This window comes from Dyadobacter sediminis (assembly GCF_005860765.1).
GTDB classification, from domain to species: Bacteria; Bacteroidota; Bacteroidia; order Cytophagales; family Spirosomataceae; genus Dyadobacter; species Dyadobacter sediminis.
Window position 1 is genome coordinate 921,174 of the sequence record NZ_VCEI01000021.1, and the last position, 18,912, is coordinate 940,085.

13 protein-coding genes and 1 tRNA gene are annotated in these 18,912 nt (G+C 43.8%); 5 read left to right on the plus strand and 9 right to left on the minus strand.

Features of this window, described 5'->3' with window-relative positions; genetic code table 11:
* Positions 1–70: 70 nt before the first annotated feature.
* From FEM55_RS11120 to FEM55_RS11130, 3 genes are all read left to right on the plus strand, one after another.
* Positions 71–529, plus strand: coding sequence for a hypothetical protein (locus FEM55_RS11120; RefSeq protein ID WP_138281391.1), 459 nt, complete (start codon positions 71–73; stop codon positions 527–529).
* 82 nt (positions 530–611) lie between these two features.
* On the plus strand, positions 612–1,925 hold the full coding sequence (locus FEM55_RS11125; protein ID WP_138281392.1) for an MFS transporter: 1,314 nt from the start codon (positions 612–614) through the stop codon (positions 1,923–1,925).
* Positions 1,926–1,947: 22 nt separating this feature from the next.
* A tRNA-Val gene (locus FEM55_RS11130) sits at positions 1,948–2,022 on the plus strand.
* A 100-nt stretch (positions 2,023–2,122) separates the two neighbouring features.
* Here the strand turns inward: FEM55_RS11130 and infB are convergent.
* From infB to rimP, 3 genes are all read right to left on the minus strand, one after another.
* Positions 2,123–5,335 (minus strand): translation initiation factor IF-2, encoded by a 3,213-nt coding sequence (gene infB / locus FEM55_RS11135; protein WP_138281393.1) that lies wholly within the window; start codon positions 5,333–5,335, stop codon positions 2,123–2,125.
* Between the two features lie 70 nt (positions 5,336–5,405).
* Positions 5,406–6,647, minus strand: a complete 1,242-nt coding sequence (nusA, locus tag FEM55_RS11140) for a transcription termination factor NusA (protein ID WP_138281394.1) — start codon at positions 6,645–6,647, stop codon at positions 5,406–5,408.
* Between the two features lie 82 nt (positions 6,648–6,729).
* Positions 6,730–7,212, minus strand: a complete 483-nt coding sequence (gene rimP, locus FEM55_RS11145) for a ribosome maturation factor RimP (RefSeq protein WP_138281395.1) — start codon at positions 7,210–7,212, stop codon at positions 6,730–6,732.
* A 166-nt stretch (positions 7,213–7,378) separates the two neighbouring features.
* On the opposite strand from rimP, the gene FEM55_RS11150 reads away from it, so the two are divergent.
* Complete coding sequence (locus tag FEM55_RS11150; RefSeq protein ID WP_138281396.1) at positions 7,379–8,470, plus strand: endonuclease/exonuclease/phosphatase family protein; 1,092 nt, start codon at positions 7,379–7,381, stop codon at positions 8,468–8,470.
* Between the two features lie 15 nt (positions 8,471–8,485).
* Here the strand turns inward: FEM55_RS11150 and FEM55_RS11155 are convergent, their stop codons facing one another.
* Together FEM55_RS11155 and FEM55_RS11160 are read right to left on the minus strand one after the other, a co-directional pair.
* Positions 8,486–8,839 (minus strand): DUF4907 domain-containing protein, encoded by a 354-nt coding sequence (locus FEM55_RS11155; RefSeq protein WP_138281397.1) that lies wholly within the window; start codon positions 8,837–8,839, stop codon positions 8,486–8,488.
* The gene (locus FEM55_RS11160) at positions 8,839–9,867 is read right to left on the minus strand and encodes a Kelch repeat-containing protein (RefSeq protein ID WP_138281398.1); all 1,029 of its coding nucleotides are present in this window, start codon (positions 9,865–9,867) and stop codon (positions 8,839–8,841) included. The genes FEM55_RS11155 and FEM55_RS11160 overlap by 1 nt, the downstream gene beginning before the upstream one ends.
* A 535-nt stretch (positions 9,868–10,402) precedes the next feature.
* On the opposite strand from FEM55_RS11160, the gene FEM55_RS11165 reads away from it, so the two are divergent.
* Complete coding sequence (locus FEM55_RS11165; RefSeq protein WP_138281399.1) at positions 10,403–11,788, plus strand: DUF4270 family protein; 1,386 nt, start codon at positions 10,403–10,405, stop codon at positions 11,786–11,788.
* Positions 11,789–11,845: 57 nt separating this feature from the next.
* Here FEM55_RS11165 and FEM55_RS11170 read toward each other — a convergent pair whose 3' ends face one another.
* The 4 genes from FEM55_RS11170 to FEM55_RS11185 all read right to left on the minus strand — a co-directional run bounded on the left by FEM55_RS11170 (position 11,846) and on the right by FEM55_RS11185 (position 18,609).
* Entirely contained in the window at positions 11,846–12,748 is a 903-nt protein-coding gene (locus FEM55_RS11170; RefSeq protein ID WP_138281400.1) for a bestrophin family protein, read from the minus strand.
* 140 nt (positions 12,749–12,888) lie between these two features.
* Positions 12,889–16,062, minus strand: coding sequence for an efflux RND transporter permease subunit (locus FEM55_RS11175; RefSeq protein ID WP_138281401.1), 3,174 nt, complete (start codon positions 16,060–16,062; stop codon positions 12,889–12,891).
* A gap of 34 nt (positions 16,063–16,096) precedes the next feature.
* Positions 16,097–17,188, minus strand: a complete 1,092-nt coding sequence (locus FEM55_RS11180; RefSeq protein WP_374756477.1) for an efflux RND transporter periplasmic adaptor subunit — start codon at positions 17,186–17,188, stop codon at positions 16,097–16,099.
* Between the two features lie 89 nt (positions 17,189–17,277).
* Positions 17,278–18,609: a TolC family protein gene (locus FEM55_RS11185; protein WP_229209199.1), complete on the minus strand. Its 1,332-nt coding sequence runs from the start codon at positions 18,607–18,609 to the stop codon at positions 17,278–17,280.
* Positions 18,610–18,912 lie beyond the last annotated feature (303 nt).

An 18,912-nucleotide genomic window follows, 5' to 3' on the forward strand; every position in this document is an offset into this window, starting at 1 on the left:
CTTGAATTTCCGGAATACATGGATGCCGGTAAACTGAATAAAATTGCATTGAAACATAAATTAAACAGATATGAGACGATTGCTGCTTTTTACACCACTATTTTTAACCATGTTTTTGCTGGGATGCAGTAAAGATAACGAGAAGAATGAAACGCCTGATCTTACAGAAAAGGATAAAATACTCATCAATTATCCATGGCGAATGCAAACGGTTACAGATCTTACCGGAAATGACATTTCAATTAACCAGCTGAATACGCAGACAAGAGCAATTAAGGAAGTAATGGACATTCAGTTTCTGCAGAATAACGTCACAAAAGCCATTGATCAGGGTTCAAAACAGGTGATTAACGGGGGAACATGGTATCTGATCAATGACAATAAAACGCTGGATATCAAGATATCCGGTTTTTCGGGAACGTTCGGGGTCGAAGAGCTGACAAACAGCAGACTAAGACTGAAAAGTGTAATGCCGGTCAATGGTGTAGATCAAGAAACGATCATGGTTTTTGCACCGGTAATAAAATAGAGGAAACGGTGTTTCTGCAAATTGTTTAGCAAGCGGCGGATTAAATCTGCCGCTTTTCTTATTTTGTAGGAAATTTACACTGATGAAGAAAAACGATCCCTTGATAATAAATGCCTGGTGTATGTACGACTGGGCCAATTCGGTTCATGCACTTGTTATTGTCTCCAGTATTTTTCCTGTTTATTTCAGCGCTACAGCATTAAGCGCATCCGGAACGGCTAACATCAGTTTTTTCGGAGCCCAGATCAAAAGTTCAGTGCTTTTTTCCTATACCGTTTCCGCTGCATTTCTGATAACGGCACTTTTGATTCCTTTATGCACCGGCATTGCAGATTATACCGGTAAGAAGAAGCGGTTTATGCAGTTTTTCTGCTATCTGGGCGCGGTCAGCTGCATGCTTTTGTATTTTTTTACAAAGGAAACACTGATTCCGTCTGTTTTCCTGTTTGGACTTAGTCTGGTCGGATGGAGCGGAAGTATTGTATTTTATGATTCCTACCTTCCGGAAATTGCTACGGAGGATAATTTTGACCGTTACAGTGCCCGCGGATTTTCATTGGGTTACCTTGGAAGTGTTTTGCTGCTTTTATTTAATCTGAGCATGGTTCTTGCGCCTGAATTCTATGGCATAACCCAGAAGTCGCTCCCTGCAAGAATTTCCTTTTTCACCGTCGGACTCTGGTGGATGCTTTTTGCACAGATTCCCTTTCGTTATTTACCTTCCGGCAACGCTGGTAATCGTAAGGCTGACAATCCGGTATTTAACGGTTTTGAAGAACTCAAGAAAGTATTTTTCCAGGTAAAACATCAGCCTTTCTTGTCCAAGTTTTTGAGCGCATTCTTTGTTTATACCATGGGATTAAGAACAGTCATGTACGTGGCGACCATTTTCGGAGCCACAGAATTGAAACTGCCTTCGCAGAGCCTGATCATAACGGTCTTGCTGATTCAGATTGTCGGAATTGCCGGGTCGTTTGCTTTTGCATGGCTTTCCGGTAAAATCGGGAACATTCATGCCTTGATGATCGGCGTTGCCATCTGGATCGGCATTTGCACGGCGGCTTATTACACGACCGAAGCCGTTGAATTCTACTTTGTGGCATGTGCAGTAGGGATGGTGATGGGCGGTATTCAATCGCTTTCACGTTCTACTTATTCCAAACTGATTCCGGAAAATACGCCGGACACTGCTTCCTATTTCAGTTTTTACGATGTTACCGAAAAGCTGGCCATTGTAATGGGGACATTTATTTACGGAACGGTTGAGTATCTTACCGGAAGCATGCGAAACAGCATTCTGGCTTTGCTGGTCATTTTTATGATCGGGTTGATTTTACTTTATCGCATTCCTTCCCGAAAAGTTTACCGTTTTGAATTGGAGCGTAATGAAAATTGATTTAATATTGAAGAATTAAAAAAGGAGGTTAGCTCAGCTGGTTCAGAGCGCCGCCTTGACAGGGCGGAGGTCAGCGGTTCGAACCCGCTACTTCCTACGGATTTATCAGAGCAATTAAATGAAAACAGCCTGCTACCAATTTGGTGCAGGCTGTTTTTGTATTATTTAAACGAAGATTTTTCTTCTGTACTATTTTCTTAAAGCGTTCTTTTTACTTCACGCAGTTCAAAGCTCTCAATAATGTCACCCACTTCGATGTCATTGTAATTCTTGATACTCAAACCACATTCGTAACCATTTCTAACTTCCTGAACATCATCTTTGTAACGTTTCAGTGAGTCAATTTCACCGGTAAACAACACGATACCGTCACGAATCACACGGATTTTGTTATTTCGTTTGACATAACCGTCTGTTACATAGCAACCTGCAATGGTACCAATCCGGCTGATCTTGAATACTTCACGAATTTCGATGTTACCCGTAATGATTTCCTCAATTGTCGGAGCAAGCATACCCGTCATGGCGTCCTTGATTTCTTCAATTGCGTTGTAAATAACCGAGTAATGGCGTATTTCGATCTGATCCTGTTCTGCCATTTTCTTGGCGTTGGACGAAGGACGTACCTGGAAACCAACAATAATCGCATCAGAAGCAATCGCAAGGTTCACATCCGATTCAGAAATCTGACCGACTGCCTTGTGAATGATATTAACCTGAACTTCCGAAGTTGAAAGCTGCAGTAAGGAATCCGAAAGTGCTTCAACCGATCCATCCACGTCACCTTTGACAATCAGGTTCAACTCGCGGAAACTTCCGATCGCTTTACGGCGGCCAATTTCTTCCAGCGTAATATGCTTGCGGGTACGAATTGACTGCTCTCTTTGAATCTGTTCACGTTTTGTTGCGATATCTCTTGCATCACGTTCATTTTCAAAAACGTTGAAACGATCACCGGCCTGCGGCGCTCCGCTCAGACCAAGCAACTGGACCGGCATGGATGGACCGGCTGTTTTCAGCCTTCTTCCAAGATAATCCGTCATTGCTTTTACTTTACCGAAATGCGCACCCGCCAGGACTACGTCTCCGACTTTCAATGTTCCGGTCTGGACAAGAATCGTAGTAACATATCCGCGGCCTTTATCCAGAGAAGCTTCAACAACCGTACCGATTGCACGGCGATTCGGATTGGCTTTCAATTCAAGTAATTCCGCTTCCAGCAATACTTTTTCCAGAAGTTCATCGATACCCATTCCGGATTTGGAAGAAATTTCCTGAGTCTGGTATTTACCGCCCCATTCTTCCACCAGAAGGTTCATGTTGGCAAGTTCTTCCCGGATCTTTTCAGTATTTGCGCCCGGCTTGTCTACCTTACTGAATGCAAAAACTATAGGAACACCTGCAACCTGCGCGTGATTGATAGCTTCACGTGTTTGCGGCATCACGCTGTCGTCTGCTGCAATCACGATAATAACAACGTCCGTAACTTTGGCACCACGCGCCCTCATGGCCGTAAATGCTTCGTGACCAGGCGTATCCAGGAATGTTACCTGTTTTCCAGTTTTGGTTTTAACGCTATACGCACCGATGTGCTGCGTAATTCCGCCGGCCTCACCGCTGGCAACGTTTTCCTGACGTATGTAATCCAGAAGTGATGTTTTACCATGATCGACGTGTCCCATGATGGTAACAATCGGTGCACGTTCCTGCAGGCTTTCTTCATCATCCACTTCCTCCTGAACATCGTTCTGAACTTCTTCTTCAGCAGATATGAATGCAACTTCAAAGCCAAATTCATCCGCAATAAAGGTAATCGCCTCGGCATCCAGACGCTGGTTAATCGAAACAAACATACCCATGCTCATACAAACCGAAATTACTTCCTGAACTGTGACGTCCATTAATGAAGCCAAGTCATTTGCAGAAACGAATTCGGTTACGCGCAATACTTTTGTTTCTTCCGAGCCCAATCCATTCGGATCATTCTGGTCGGCACGGTCACGACGGCGCGGGCCTTTTCCACGAGCCGTATTTTTGGTGTTTCCACCACCCATACGGGCCATCGTAGCCTTAATGTTATCAGAAACTTCCTTATCGGAAACTTCTTCTCTTTTACCGCCCCGGCGATTATTGTTACTGTTATTATTTCCTCCACCTGCAGGACGGTTCGTTCCTGTTTTTGGTGCGGCATTTCCTGTATTACCCGAAGCCGGAGGCGTAGTCGCCGTTCCGGCATTGGTATTATTTGTATTGGTCCTGTTACCCGACCTGTTGGAAGCAGGCGGAACATTGGCTTCTTTTGGTCTGCTGGCTGTATTGGCATTGGCTTCCGGTGTTCCGGCTGCCGCCGCAGGTGTTGCCGGACGATTTTCACCGCCAACCGTAGCGCCGTCACGAATTCTTTTTCTTTTTCTGCGACGTTTTTTATCTGCTGCTGTATCGCTGCTGGAAGCAACAGGATCTTTTTTCTTCGCTTTATCTGCAGGAAGTTCAATTTTACCGACAACCCTTAATCCGCGTAATTGTTCGCCGCGGGCTTCAATCAGTTCTCCTTCAGCAGGTACTTCATTGACAACCGGCGTTTCCGTTGCGGCAGCTGTTTTAGGTTCTTCCTTGATTGCGGCAGGTGCTTCTGCAACCGGAGCTGGTTCGGCAGCTGCAATAACCGGTTCAGGAGTCGAAACAGCCGGCAACACCGGGACAGACTCTTCCACAACTGCAGGTTGTATTCCGGGCAATGTTACTTTCGATTCTTCGGCTTTTGGTTCTGGTGCTTTTTCAATAACCGGTTCTGTCTTCGGTTCCGGTATTTTCTGTTCAACAGGTGCAGCAGGTTCTGCTTTTACCTCTTCTTTTTGTTCAACCAGAGCCGGAGCCACTTCTTTGTTTTCTATAACGGGTTCCGGAATCACTGCTTTCACGACTTCCGGTTTGATATCCTCTGCTTTTTTCGGTTCTTCTGCTGCAGCAGGCTGCGGTACAGGTTCCGGCTGCGGAGCAGGAGCAGATCTTTTAGCATTCAGATCAATTTTTCCAACAACCTTGATCCCAGGCAAACGGTTTTCAAATGCAGGCTGTGCCGGCGCTTTTTCTTCAGCAAACGGTTTCTCTTCAGATTCTTTCGAGGTGGTGTTTCTGAAATAAAGAATTCCGTCCACGTCGCTTTTTACCTTGTCCTCTTTAACTTCGGCCGGGGCTTCCACCGGAGCAGGTTTAAAGGAAAGAGATGATTTCAGATCATCAGATTTGAAATCTTTTGCAAGAAATTCAATCTGATCGGAGTTTATTTTTGTATTTGGATTACTTTCCACCTTATACCCTTTGGCAGACAGATGATCCACGATCGTAGTAATTCCTACGTTCAGGATCCGTGCCACTTGGCTAAGGCGCATCATTTTATCTTCTGCCATATTAGCAATTAGTAGAAAAAGTTTTGCATTGTGGCAAAATCAGCTGCAAGCATAATTTTGCCGGTTGTTACTATTCAAATTCTTTTCGAAGAATATCGAGAATTTCTTCCACGGTTGCTTCTTCCAGGTCAGTTCTTCTGACAAGTTCTTCTTTATTCAGGGCAAGGACACTTTTGGCAGTATCAAGGCCTATTTTATGCAGTTCGCTGATGATCCACTCGTCAATTTCATCCGAGAATTCAGTAAGATCGACGTCTTCGTCATTATGCTCTTCAATATCCCGGAAAACATCGATTTCCATTCCGACCAGTTTGCCCGCAAGCTTGATATTCTGCCCGCCTTTACCGATTGCGAGGGACACCTGATCCGGTTTGAGAAACACCGAAACGCGCTTTGTGTCACGGTCGATCTGCATGGAACTTACTTTTGCCGGGCTCAATGCTCTGCTGATCAGCAATTCCAGGTTGTCAGTATAATTGATGACATCGATGTTTTCATTGCCAAGTTCACGCACAATGGAATGGATTCTTGAACCTTTCATACCTACACAAGCACCCACCGGATCAATGCGGTCATCGTAGGATTCAACGGCAACTTTCGCACGTTCCCCTGGTTCACGAACAACACGTCTTACCGAAATAATTCCATCGTATATCTCGGGAATTTCAATTTCAAACAATCTTTCCAGAAAAACCGGAGAAGTTCTGGATAAAGTGATCTTCGGAGATCCGTTATTCATCTCCACTTTATGTATGACTGATTTCACCGATTCACCTTTGCGGAAACGGTCTTTGGATATCTGCTCGGTGCGCGGAAGAGAAAGTTCATTTCCTTCCGAATCCACTATAATTACTTCATGCCTCAGCGTCTGATAAACTTCACCGGTAATCATTTCGCCAACCTGATCCTTGTACTTTTCGAACATGATTTCTTTTTCCATGTCCTTGATTTTCTGGATCAGCGTCTGACGTGCGGTCTGAACAAGTCTGCGGCCGAATTCAACCAGTTTGACTTCTTCGGCAACTTCTTCACCCACTTCAAAGTCACTTTGTATCCTTCTTGCTTCGGAAAGAGGAATTTTGTTATAATCCCAGATGTCTTCGGAATTATCGTCCACAATTTCGCGTGTACGCCACATTTCCAAATCGCCGCTTTCCGGGTTTATAATAACATCAAAGTTATCGTCTGTTCCGTACTTTTTACGAATCATGGTACGAAATACTTCTTCCAAAACACTGATCATTGTAGGACGATCAATGTTTTTTGAGGTGGCGAACTCCGCAAATGACTCAATTAATATTCCGCTATCCATTGTTATGTTATAGAATATTTGCTGATACTAAGTTATACATATTATATAATTCATTACAAATCAGATGTACTCTGAAGTGTACTTATTTGAAAGAAATCTCGATTAATGCTTTTGAAATATCTTCCAGTGAAATTCTGCGGATCAATTCACTTTCATCAACAGGAACCTTCGACTTCTTTTTTGGCTGCGGCAATTGCAGCGTAATGCTTTCATCGTCCGATTCCAGCAGCGTTCCCGCCAGTGTCTCGCCCTGTTTCAAAGCCACCTTCAGATTTCTTCCAATATTTTTTTTGTACTGGCGCGGTAAAACAAGAGGCTGGTCCAATCCCGGCGAAGAAACTTCAAGTGTGTAGGCTTCTGAAAAAAAATCCTGCTCTTCCAGTTGCTTAGCCAATCTTCTGCTGATGGATGTACACTGCTGAATGGTAATGCCTTCGTCACTGTCAGCAAGGATAATTATTCTTTGACTTGCCTTGGAAGGCTTGATCATTATATCAACAAGAAAACAATTGCCTTCATCCAAAAGGGGCGCAAGCATTGCTTCTAACTGCTCTTTTATTGTCATGTATGGCTTACTGCAAATAAAAAAGGGGATTTAAGACCCCCTCAATCAATTGATCAAAATAGAATTATTTGCAAAGATAAAAATATTTTATCATTTGCACAAGTTAAGATACTAACCCCAAATCCATATCCTTCACCTATTTTTGTGAAATATCAATTTTAATTTAATGAAAGGAGTAATAAAATTTCTGTGGTTTCTGTATAAATGTTTTGCCTTTTATACTCTGATTATTTACATCTTGATTTTATGGATTCCTTTTGGCGGCTGGCTTGCCGGTTTTATGATGATGTCTTTTCCTGTTGTAATCATGATGCACATGATCAGTCTTCCGGTATGGCTCATTGCAGATGCCAGGAAAGCGTTTCTGCCACTGATCATGCTGCTGGCAGGCAGTATATTTCTTCCGCGCTCGTATGCATTCGGCCATAACAAAGCTGATGTTGCAGAAAATGAAAAGACTTTTAAAGTAATGAACTATAATACGCATGTTTTCCAGCGTGATTCGGATATCAAACTGCCTTATGTGAAAAGGCATATCCGGGAAATGAAAGCGTGGGTAAGCAACAGCGAGGCGGATATTTTGTGTATGCCTGAATATTACGATAACAGCACCAATCTGTTCAGTGTCAACGATGCGCTTCGCAAGAAAGGATATCAGTATTATGTGTTTTACAACAAAGCGCGCAAGCAGCAGAACAAAGCATATTCAGGTCTTGCCGTATTTTCCAAATTTCCGATTATTGCCAGCCGGGATACCATTTTCGAAGCGCAAAATGGTATGATCCAGACGGATATAAAGATAAAATCGGATACGGTCCGGATCATTGCCCTGCACCTTTATTCCATGACGCTTCAGCTTGGCAATCTGGTAAGCCAGAAGGAAATGGAAGGAGTGAAGAAAGAAAGCAAAACTACTTTGCGGCAGATGAAGCGTGGTTTTACGCGACGTTCCATGGAAGTAAAAGCGCTGGAATCCTGGGTAAAAGCTTCACCTTATCCCATTATTGTCTGCGGTGATTTCAATGAAGTTCCATATGGATATGTTTACGGACGTATGCGCAAGCTGCTGAACAACAGTTTTGAGGAAAAGGGAAACGGATTCGGGTTTACGTTCAATCACCTGCCTTACTTCATCCGGATTGATCATCAGTTTTACAGTTCCGACAAGTTACAGCTGGCTGATTTTACCACTTTTGATGAAATCAAGCATTCCGATCATTACCCGGTTATGGGTGAATATGCCGTTGTTAAAAAGTAAAGAAACATGGCGGAGCTAGTATTTGATTTTCATACTGTCCAGTTCCTGCATGGTAACCGTGGGAGGGAAGATGCCGTTTTCAAGTTTTTGCTCCACAAGGCGCCCCGTTTTCAATGCCTGTTCTTCCGTGGAAAAGCTTACGTTACCGGCCATTCCGGGAATGAACGGCTGCTCAATAACTGCTGCGGTATCCTGATAAATCCGGTAACCCCAGCCCGTGCCATTCCGGAATGATTTGACACTAAAATGCTGAAAGCCTTCGCGCCCAGCATTTTTATCTTTTTTTCCGTTACAGGATGTAAAAATAAAAGTGATGGATGCGAAGGCTAACAAACCTGCAATCAGAACGTTTTTAAATTTTCTGATCATTAATTGTCATCATCATTAGCCGCTGCTGTCGGATCAAATGCCCAGAAATCGTCAAGGCCATTGGAGCCTGTCGGGCTTCCGGTACCAAAATAACCGATGTTACCAATAGAAAACCCGGCAGCAAATCCTCTTGCTCCACCTTCAAATGATGTAACTTCTTTCCAAGTGTTTGCACCCGGTGTATATTCCCAAGTATCAGATTTGTTGTTTCCACCAATTATATAAGCCTTCTCATTGATCACAAGTGCTAAACCATGTGACCTTGTCGGGAAATTATCATCATTATGCTCTGTTCTTGACCATGCTCCGCTTCCTGAATTGCCGGCGGGATCAAATACGTAAAGATCTTTTGTTTCTGTTCCTGAATTATTGGTTCCGAAACCTACGTATGCATTGCCGCCAACGGTAAAGGAAATGGCACCTCTGCGTTTTCCACCTGTGAAAGTAGCGACCTCAGACCATTTGTCCGTCGTCGGGTTATATTCGTAAAAATCCTGATAAAAGTTACTTCCGTTATATCCCAATCCGACATATGCCCGGTCATTTACTACAAATGAAGTCGCATATTGACGAGTTCCGCCAAGGAAATCAGCAACGGCTTTCCATTTGTTCGTAGCCGGATCGTACTGGTAAAAATCCTTTTTATAGCCGTTGTCAATCGTTGTAACATTGTCGTAACCTGTTCCAACATACGCTTTTCCTCCCACAACAAATGCAACTGCGTCCGTTCTGCCGGTTCCGGCGAATGCAGCAACCTGCGTCCATATTTTGGTGCCGGCATCATACGACCAGAAATCTTTAACTCTGGGGACAATTTCATTGACCAGACCGGTTCCGATATAACCTTTATTATTAATGACAAAACTAACGGCACGTGTTCTTGCAGATCCGCCGAAACTTGGAATGCCGGTTTTATACCAGTTTCCTTGTTTATCAGCTTCCGGATCGTCTTTATCACAGCTAAACTGAACCAATGAAGTGGAAGCAACGAGAAGGGCTAAAGAAGCTTTTTTTAAGGTATTAAACATGTAAATATGGTTTGACTAATGGATACAAAAGAATTGATAATAAAAGATTTGATTGATTAAGAATATGTATGAACGTTGCCGTTCCGAAACAGGCATTTTACCTTAAATTTTTGCAAACATAACATCTTGATATTGCTAAGTAAAATTATATGTCACTTTTTGTATAAAGTTTGCAGATCTGCCAACCATTAACGCACAGTATTTGTGCAATGTTGTTTTAAGCGCTGCAAGACGATTATTATTGAAATAATAACCTGCTCATTTACGTTTTTTCTCAGGTATTGCCACTTTATTGCACTTTGATACGTATTGTTACTGACACCACAGTCTGCTTGATAGAAAACAGGATAACAGAATTTCAAGCATTGTGCTGTTTATAAATTCAGTCACGCAGTTATTCAGACATTACGTTTGCAATCCGGCATTTGTTGCAATGTTTCCAGTGCCGATGCACAAATTTGGTCCATTTATCCGAATCATATTGTAATTACGTTTACATATGATAATTTCGCACTTTTTACTGTTCTTGCATTAAATGAAATTCAATCCCTTTTTTTATAAAAGATCCACAGCGGTTTTTAAACTTCTGGTTTTGTTCAGTCTGTTCGCCTATATAACAGGCTGTACATCCGATGTGCAGATAGAAGCGCTCGTTCAGCCTAATCCGGATGATTTTGCAGTTTTATTTTCAGATACCTCCACGGTTGCCCTTTCTTCCGTAATAACGGATTCCATGATGACCGGTGCTTCGGAGCGGATGCTTATCGGACGTTATGTTGATCCTTACTTTGGTAAAATCCAGGCTGCCAGCTATTTTCAGACAACTACAAGCGGTGCCGTGACGGTTCCTGAACTTGCAGTTTACGATTCCCTGGTGCTCTCACTTAAATACGATGGATATACTTACGGCGATACGACCGTTGCCATGAACCTGAGTGTGCATAAGTTGCAATCCGATATTCTGAATAAAAATGCATACTATAACGCCAATACAATGCCATTTGACGCTGTGCCGGTTGGTCAGGCAAAGGTTGTTCCCAGGCCAAGAACAAACAATCAGCTGAGAATAAAACTATCGGATGTATTAGGAAAGGATCTATTTGCAAAGGCACAGAACAATCAGATTACTTCCAATAATGACTGGATCAATCTGGTGAAAGGTTTGGTATTAAAGCCTGCTGTTACGGATAACGGGTCTTTAGCAGGATTTACGAGAGGCAATACAAACGTGCAGATTCATTATCATGTTTCCAATGCAGACGGGATTAAAAAAGATTCCAGCACGGTATCTCTGACGGCCAATTATAATCAGATACTTGCCGACAGGGCCGGCACACAACTTGTAAAGTTGCCGGCTACACACAGGATTTCTTTACCTTCTTCACAGACCGGAAATATGTCCTTTATTCAGGCCGGTCTGGGAACGATGACCCGGGTTGATTTTCCTTTTATAAACCAGTTGAAGTACAACAAATTCACAGTTGTGAACCGTGCCGTTTTGAGGGTAACGCCTTTGCGTGCATCTGTTTCGAATTTTACTGCTCCGCCTGCAATGCTTTATGTTTATCTGTGTGATAAAAACAATGAGCTGCTGATCGGCAGTTCCGACGGACTTCCAATTCCACTGTCGGAACTGAATGGAAGAGTAGCTGTATCCGGTTCTTATTTTACCGATCTGATCAATAACAAGCAATTTTATCTTCTGGATGTGAGTTCGTTTGTTTCATCACTTGTGAGCAGTGATTTTGCGCAAACCGGTGGCTTGTTGATCAGAACGTCGCCATATGGCAAGTCTGCACAGTATTATGATGCAGGGACGGAATTTTCCCAGAGTGTAAACAGGCTTGTAATCGGCGATCAGAACAATGGGGATCCCGGCGTAAAACTGGAACTGTATTACACATATGTAAAAGCAGAATAATCTGAATTAAAAATAAGCAGGGCGGCTTTGTACAGCGTATGTGCAAAGCCGCTTTTTTTACATTACAACGCCGTTTTTCGGAAGAATTTTTTCCGGAATTTTATCTGCATGGATCATTTCCAGCAGATTTATCTCGATCGTTCTTGACAATGAAGTCATCGGAATGTCATTCGGACCGTTCTCAAACGGATTCTGCATGACATACGCGATCCATTCGACGTAGAAGAAAAGAAATGAAATGGTAAAGGTGATCGGAATGGCTATTCTGCCGATGCTTTCCACAAGGCCCATCGGCAGTACAAGCGTGAAAATGAAAATCACCAGTACGACAAAAAAGCTGTACTGGGTCGGAAAAACCGTATTCTTGATGCGTTCACATTTTCCCATTGCATCGCAGAGCCGCTGTAAAGTCTGATCCACATTCTGAAAAAGCAGCGTCTTGATCTTTCCTTCTTCATGCAGCTCGGAAAATTTAAACTGAAGCAGGTTTAAAATGGCATTCGGAATATTGTCCTGACTGGCAACATACTCATGCTCTGATTGATCCAGATGCAAATCGGCATAAACGAGAACCTGCCCCTTTCTGAGCGAATTGGCAAGTGCATAGCACCACGCAATCTGCAGATGCGCAATATTATAAATGATTTTGTCTTTTTCTTCTTTGGAAGTTTCAATAAATGAAATCGATTGTCTTACCAGCGTCCGACTGTCGTTTACAATGGCGCCCCAAACTTTCCGCGCTTCCCACCAACGGTCGTACGCAGAATTGGTCCGGAAACCAAGCAGCAGTGAAAGTGCCGTTCCCAGAATGGTGATAATGGAAATAGGAAAAGAAAGAAAATGCCAGTTTTTTGCATTGTAGAGGTGAAAAACCAGCGCAGCATAAGCCGTTACGACCAAAAGTCCCGGCCAGATTCCTCGCAGAAGCCGCCAGATTGAAAAAACCTGCTTTACGTACATGTACAGTTAATTTAGTAGCTTGTTTTTATTAACATAAAATATGATGCCGGCTCATGGAACGTCTTTAAATTTCCCATTAAACAAAAAAGCGGAGTGCAGAAACCAGATCTGCACTCCGCTTTGATATGGAACCGTTTTACTTACACCACTACTTCCTGCTCTTTGCCTGGATTTACCGTGCTTTTCTGTTTGAACTTTTTACCGTTCACCAGTTTTTCAATGGCTACAAAAAGTACCGGCACTACAAATATTGCCAGCGAAGTAGCCGCAAGCATACCGCCGAATACGGTCCAGCCAATGGTTTTGCGGGATTCGGCTGCTGCGCCGCTTGCAAAAGCCAGCGGAAGAACCCCAAGAATGAACGCCAGCGATGTCATGATAATCGGGCGGAGACGAAGCTGTACGGCTTCCAGCGTTGCTTTCACCACCTCCATTCCGGCATCAACCCGTTCTTTGGCAAATTCCACAATCAGAATGGCATTTTTTGCAGCAAGACCAATCAGTGTGATCAAACCGATCTGCGCATAAATGTTATTGGATAAGTTCGGTAAAAACGTAAGTGTCAGGATCGAACCGAATGCTCCGATCGGTACGGCGAAAAGAACCGAAAACGGAATAGACCAGCTTTCGTAAAGTGCCGCAAGGAAGAGGAACACGAATACAATTGAAATCGCAAAGATTGTTGTTGTACTGTCGCCGGCCTTGATTTCCTCACTGCTCATACCGGAAAACTCGTAACTATAACCCGCAGGAAGTGTTTTGGCAACCTCACGAAGCGCATTAATTGCCTGTCCGCTACTGTATCCCGGTTTTGGAGTTCCGTTAATTTCTACCGAACGATAAATGTTATAGTGCGAAATCAGAGCCGGGTTTTCAACGACTTTGGAAGTAATCAGCGAACTCAGCGGAATCATGTTTCCTTCGCGGTTACGAACATAGAATTTGGATATGTTGTCGAGTGAAGAACGGAAAGTGCTGTCCGCCTGAACCATTACCCGGAAATTACGTCCGTAAAGGTTAAAATCATTCACATAACTGCTACCCAGCAGTGTGGAAAGCGAACTGAATACGTCCGAAACCTGAACACCCAGTTTTTTTGTCTTGTCTCTGTCCACATCGATCTGATAACTTGGCGTTCTTGCATTGAAGAAAGTATATGCCATGGCAATTTCAGGACGCTTGTTAACAGCAGCAATGAAATTGCGCGTCACGGCTTCAAACTGCTGGATATTGTCCGTACTGGTCGATTGCTGAAGCTGGAACGTAAATCCGGAAGTAGCGCCAAGGCCGGGAATTGCCGGTGGCGAAATAGCCAGTACGCGCGCTTCCTTAATGTCGCCTGTACGTTTCTGGATTTCCTTGATCACGGCTTGTACATGATGTTCGGCACCTTTACGTTCAGCCCATGGCTTAAGATTGACAAACATGGTTCCAACGTTCGACTTGTTGGAAAAACTGATGATGTTAAGTCCGGCCAAACCACCGACAACTTTAACTTCAGGAATTTCAGAAACGCGTTTCATGATTTCCTTGATCATTTCGATGTTACGCGTTGTGGAAGTAGCTTCCTGCATTTCATACGTAACAAAAAGACGACCTTCATCTTCAACCGGAATAAATCCGGAAGGCTTGTTTTTGAACAGGAAGAAAAGTCCTACAAAAAGACAAACCATCATAATCAGTACCAAAGGTGTTGCTTTGATCCACTTGGACACACCACGCGTATAGGAATGCGAAACTTTGTCGAACCAGCGGTTGAAACGGTCAAAGAACTTTTCGAGCCAGTTTTTTCTTTCACCTTCCCCTTTGGACGGTTTCAGCATGATCGTACAAAGTGCCGGCGTAAGCGAAAGGGCAACAAATGCGGAAAGAAGAACGGAAACGGCAATGGTAATGGCAAATTGCTGATAAAGACGCCCTACAATCCCCGGAACAAAACTTACCGGAACAAACACAGCCGCAAGGATCAGGGCAATAGCAATTACAGGGCCGGAAATATCTTTCATTGCCTGTACCGTAGCATCGCGCGGCGACATTTTCTTTTCATCAATATAATGCTGAACGGCTTCAACCACCACAATGGCATCATCCACCACAATCCCGATGGCCAGTACGAAGGCAAAGAGCGTAAGCGTATTGATCGTAAAACCAAACGGAATGAAAAAGATAAACGTACCGATCAATGAAACCGGAATCGCCAGAATCGGGATCAATGTCGCTCTCCAGTTCTGTAAGAAAAGGAACACAACGATCACCACCAGAATCATGGCTTCGGCAAATGTATGCAGCACTTCCTCAATGGATACCTGTACAACCGTTGCCGTTTCCGTTGGAATAACATAATCGATATCCTTCGGAAACGTCTTTTTCATTTCCGACAATGCTTTGATCACGCCTTCGTAGGTATCCAGTGCGTTTGCACCCGGTGCCTGATAAATCAGTACAAAGGCAGCCGGTTTTCCGCTTACAAAAGCATTGCTGCCGTAATCGAATTTTCCAAGTTCAACACGTGCAACATCTTTAAGGTATACAACACTTCCTTCTGCCGGAGATGACCTTACGACGATGTCTTCAAACTGTTCTTTTGTATTCAGACGGCTGTTCGTCAGCACACTGTATTCAAAACTCTGCGTATTGGGCTGAGGATTTCCGCCGATTGTTCCGGCTGCAACCTGAAGGTTTTGTTCTGCCAGTGCTGCTGAGATATCGGCCGGTGTCATGCGAAGGTTGGCCAGTTTTTCCGGATTGAGCCAGATACGCATACCAAAATCGTCCGCACGTGAAATAATATCACCAACACCTTTTACCCGCTGCAATGCATCTTTCAGATAAATGTTTGCAAAGTTTCCTATAAACTGTGCATCGTGCGTTCCCTTCGGTGAGTAAAGCGCAATTGCAAGCATGATACTCGGCTGGCGTTTACGCACTGTTAATCCAAGTCGTTTAACGGCGTCCGGCAATGTAGGCTCGGCCACACTCACACGGTTCTGAACGTCAAGCGCGGCAATGTTTACATCCGTTCCGACATCAAACGTGATGTTAATGCTGCTTTGTCCGCTGCTCGTGGAGTTGCTGGACATGTAGGTCATGCCCGGCACACCGTTGATCTGGGTTTCGATCGGCGTTGTCGTCGTCTGTTCAACCGTTTGTGCATCCGCACCGGTGAAGTTGCCGCTTACTGTTACAGTAGGCGGGGTTACATCCGGATATTGTGCAACGGGCAGGGTTGATAGAGCAATCAGACCCACAAGGACCAGCACAATGGATGAAACAATTGCTGTGACCGGCCTTTTAATAAAAATATCTGCAATCATCTTTTACTGGATTTTATATGTAATAGGAGAGAAATTATTTACCTTCTGCAACTGTTACTCCTTCTCTTAAATTCTGAACTCCTTCTACCGCGATCTTTTCACCTTCTTTAAGTCCTTCCTTGACAATAATATCCGATCCGATTGCATTGCCGAGCACTACTCTGCGCTGGCTTACTTTGCTGCTGTCGCCGGCTACATAAACGAAGAATTCGCCAAGCTGCTCGGTAACTGCTTTGTAGGGGATGACGATGGAATTTCCTGCTGCGTTGTTAAGCACCCTTACAGTTCCGCTCATTCCAGCCCTCAATCGGTTTTCCTTGTTCGGAAAAACAAGACGTGCTTTGATTGTTCCGGTCTGAGGATCAACGGCGCGGTCGAGTAATGCAATTTTGCCGGCTTCCGGGTAAATGTCGGTTCCGAATTTCAGTGTAAATGTCGAGTCAGAGGATTTGGCCTTTTTCATCAAAGTACTGAACCGGTAAATTTCTTTCTGGTCCACATTGAAATCCACTGCAAGCTGATTGTCCGTAGAAACGGTATTCAGAACAGTTTGTCCGGCAGTAATGGCAGCACCTACTTTCACTGCAGAAATACCGATCACACCGTCAAAAGGTGCAACCACTTTAGTGTAACGAACACTGGTTTGTACGCCTTTGATATTGGCTTTTGCAGCTTCTGCCTGCCTTTTAGCTACTTCCAGCGCGGCATCTGCATTGTCAACAAGCTGTTTGGCAACCGCATCGTTTTTTTCCAGTTCATGGTAACGGTCGGCATCCTTCTGTGCTCTGGCCAGGTTGGCTTCCTGTACATTCAGATTGGCTACTGCCTGATCATAATTGGCATTGTAAAGCTGCGCATCGATGGAATAAAGCAATTGTCCCTTGCGAACACGCGCACCGTCCTTGAAATGGATACCGGTTATAAATCCGGATACCTGAGGACGCAGTTCGATTTCATTCAATGCAACTACGGTTCCGGGGTATTCTTCGTAATAAGCCGCTTGTGCACTTTTTACCGCAGTAAGCGTAACGGGAACTGCCGGTGGCTGGGTTGGCTGTTGCTGCTGGTTTTTATCACCGCAGGAAGTCAGCAGCGCAAATAATACAGCTGCCGGGTAATATTTCATTTTATTTAAAAACATATCATTCATGGAATTTTCTATTAATGTATCAAGAGCGTTTAACCGGAGCAGCTGACGGTACTGCGATCCGGTTTTTAATAATTCATTTGTCCGAGTGCTTTCTGAACGTCTATTTTACTGGCCAGAACCTGATAAAGCGCATTATAGTAATTGATTCTTGCGAGCCTGAGATCTGTTTCAGATGTAACAACTTCCAGATAAGTCTTGATGCCCGATTTGTACTGCAGCTGAAGAACGTCATATACTTCGCGGGCAAGGTCCATGTTTTCCTTTTGTGCAAGCAGCAGGCTCAGATTTCCTTTATAATTGGCCAATGCCGTTGAATACTCCGCGCTGACATTCTGCTGCAGACCCTTTATATCCCAGTCCACGCGTTTGATCTGCCATTCCGCTACTTTGGTATTGGCCCGTCTTCTTCCGCCCTGATAAATCGGAAGCGATAACGTAACCAGGCCAAAGGAGTTCGGGTAATTTCTGTTGTAAAGTTCCGTAAACTGATTATTCTGAAAGTTAAGGTTGTACGCGCCGTTTATGGAAAGATTCGGCAGATAGCTCCATTTATTGTACTGCAGATTGGCTTCCAGCAATTTTTTCTGCGTGCTCAGCAGCTGGTATTCGATACGCGTTGTGAAATCAACGTTCTGCATGGTATCCAGTGTAACTTCACGTTCCATCTGAAGCGTGTCATAACTTACTTCCAGCTCCTGTTCCACCGGATAACCCATCAGTGCTTTCAGGTTCTGGAGTTTGGATTTCAAGACTTCCTCATAACTTTTTTTGCTTGCTCTCGTATTATTAAGCGAAATAGTAGCCCGCTTGAAGTCGATTTTGTCGGTTATGCCTGCATTGTACTGGTTTCTGGCATCGTTAAGGCTTCTTTCAAGCCGCACAATATCTTCCTCCGCTACATCGATCTGCTGGGAAGTAGCCAGTACGTCATAAAAAGCTTTGGACACATTCACCGCCAGATCCGTTTTGTTAAAAGAAGTGTTCTGACTTGCCTGAAGCAAAACATCATTCTTCGTCTGATTTGCCAGCAAAACATCACGGTTAAAAATCTGCTGTGAAAGTGTAAACTGCGCGGCGGAAAGGTTTTTTACACCCAGTTTGACAGGATTGCCGTTGATAATGCTTGTTTGTACAATAAAATTGTGCTGAAGGTTGTAATTGAAATTGATCTGCGGGTACCAGTCTGCAAGCCTGCTTCTGATCTGGTTTTCTGTAATCCGTTCATCAATGAGCGACTGCTGGATAACAGGCTGGTTTTTAATGGCATAATTTACAACGTCCTGCAATGTTGCCTTTTGCAGTAACGGCGTTTCTTTGGAACTTTCCTGAATGGCCTGAGAAAAAATAGGGCAAAAAGAAGTAAGGAAAAGGAATGCCGAGCTAAGCGCCAAACGCATTGTTTTTTGTGGCTTAGAGCAATGATTCATGTAGCTGAAATATTTAAGATAGAGAAATAACAAAAAACCGTTTACTGAGAGGATAGATTTTAATATTGAAAGACTGATGTCAGCTATCCTTCAGAATGTACCTGAAAGCAGGCCGCACCGTCTTTGTAGCAGATAACAACTTCATAAACCGGATAAATGACAAGAATGTAACAATCGGTGACATAGGTAATCCAGCAATTACATCAACTTTGCTCGAATGTATTGGTTAAGGATTTAAATAGCGGAATAGTTTCATACCATGCGCTAAAAAAT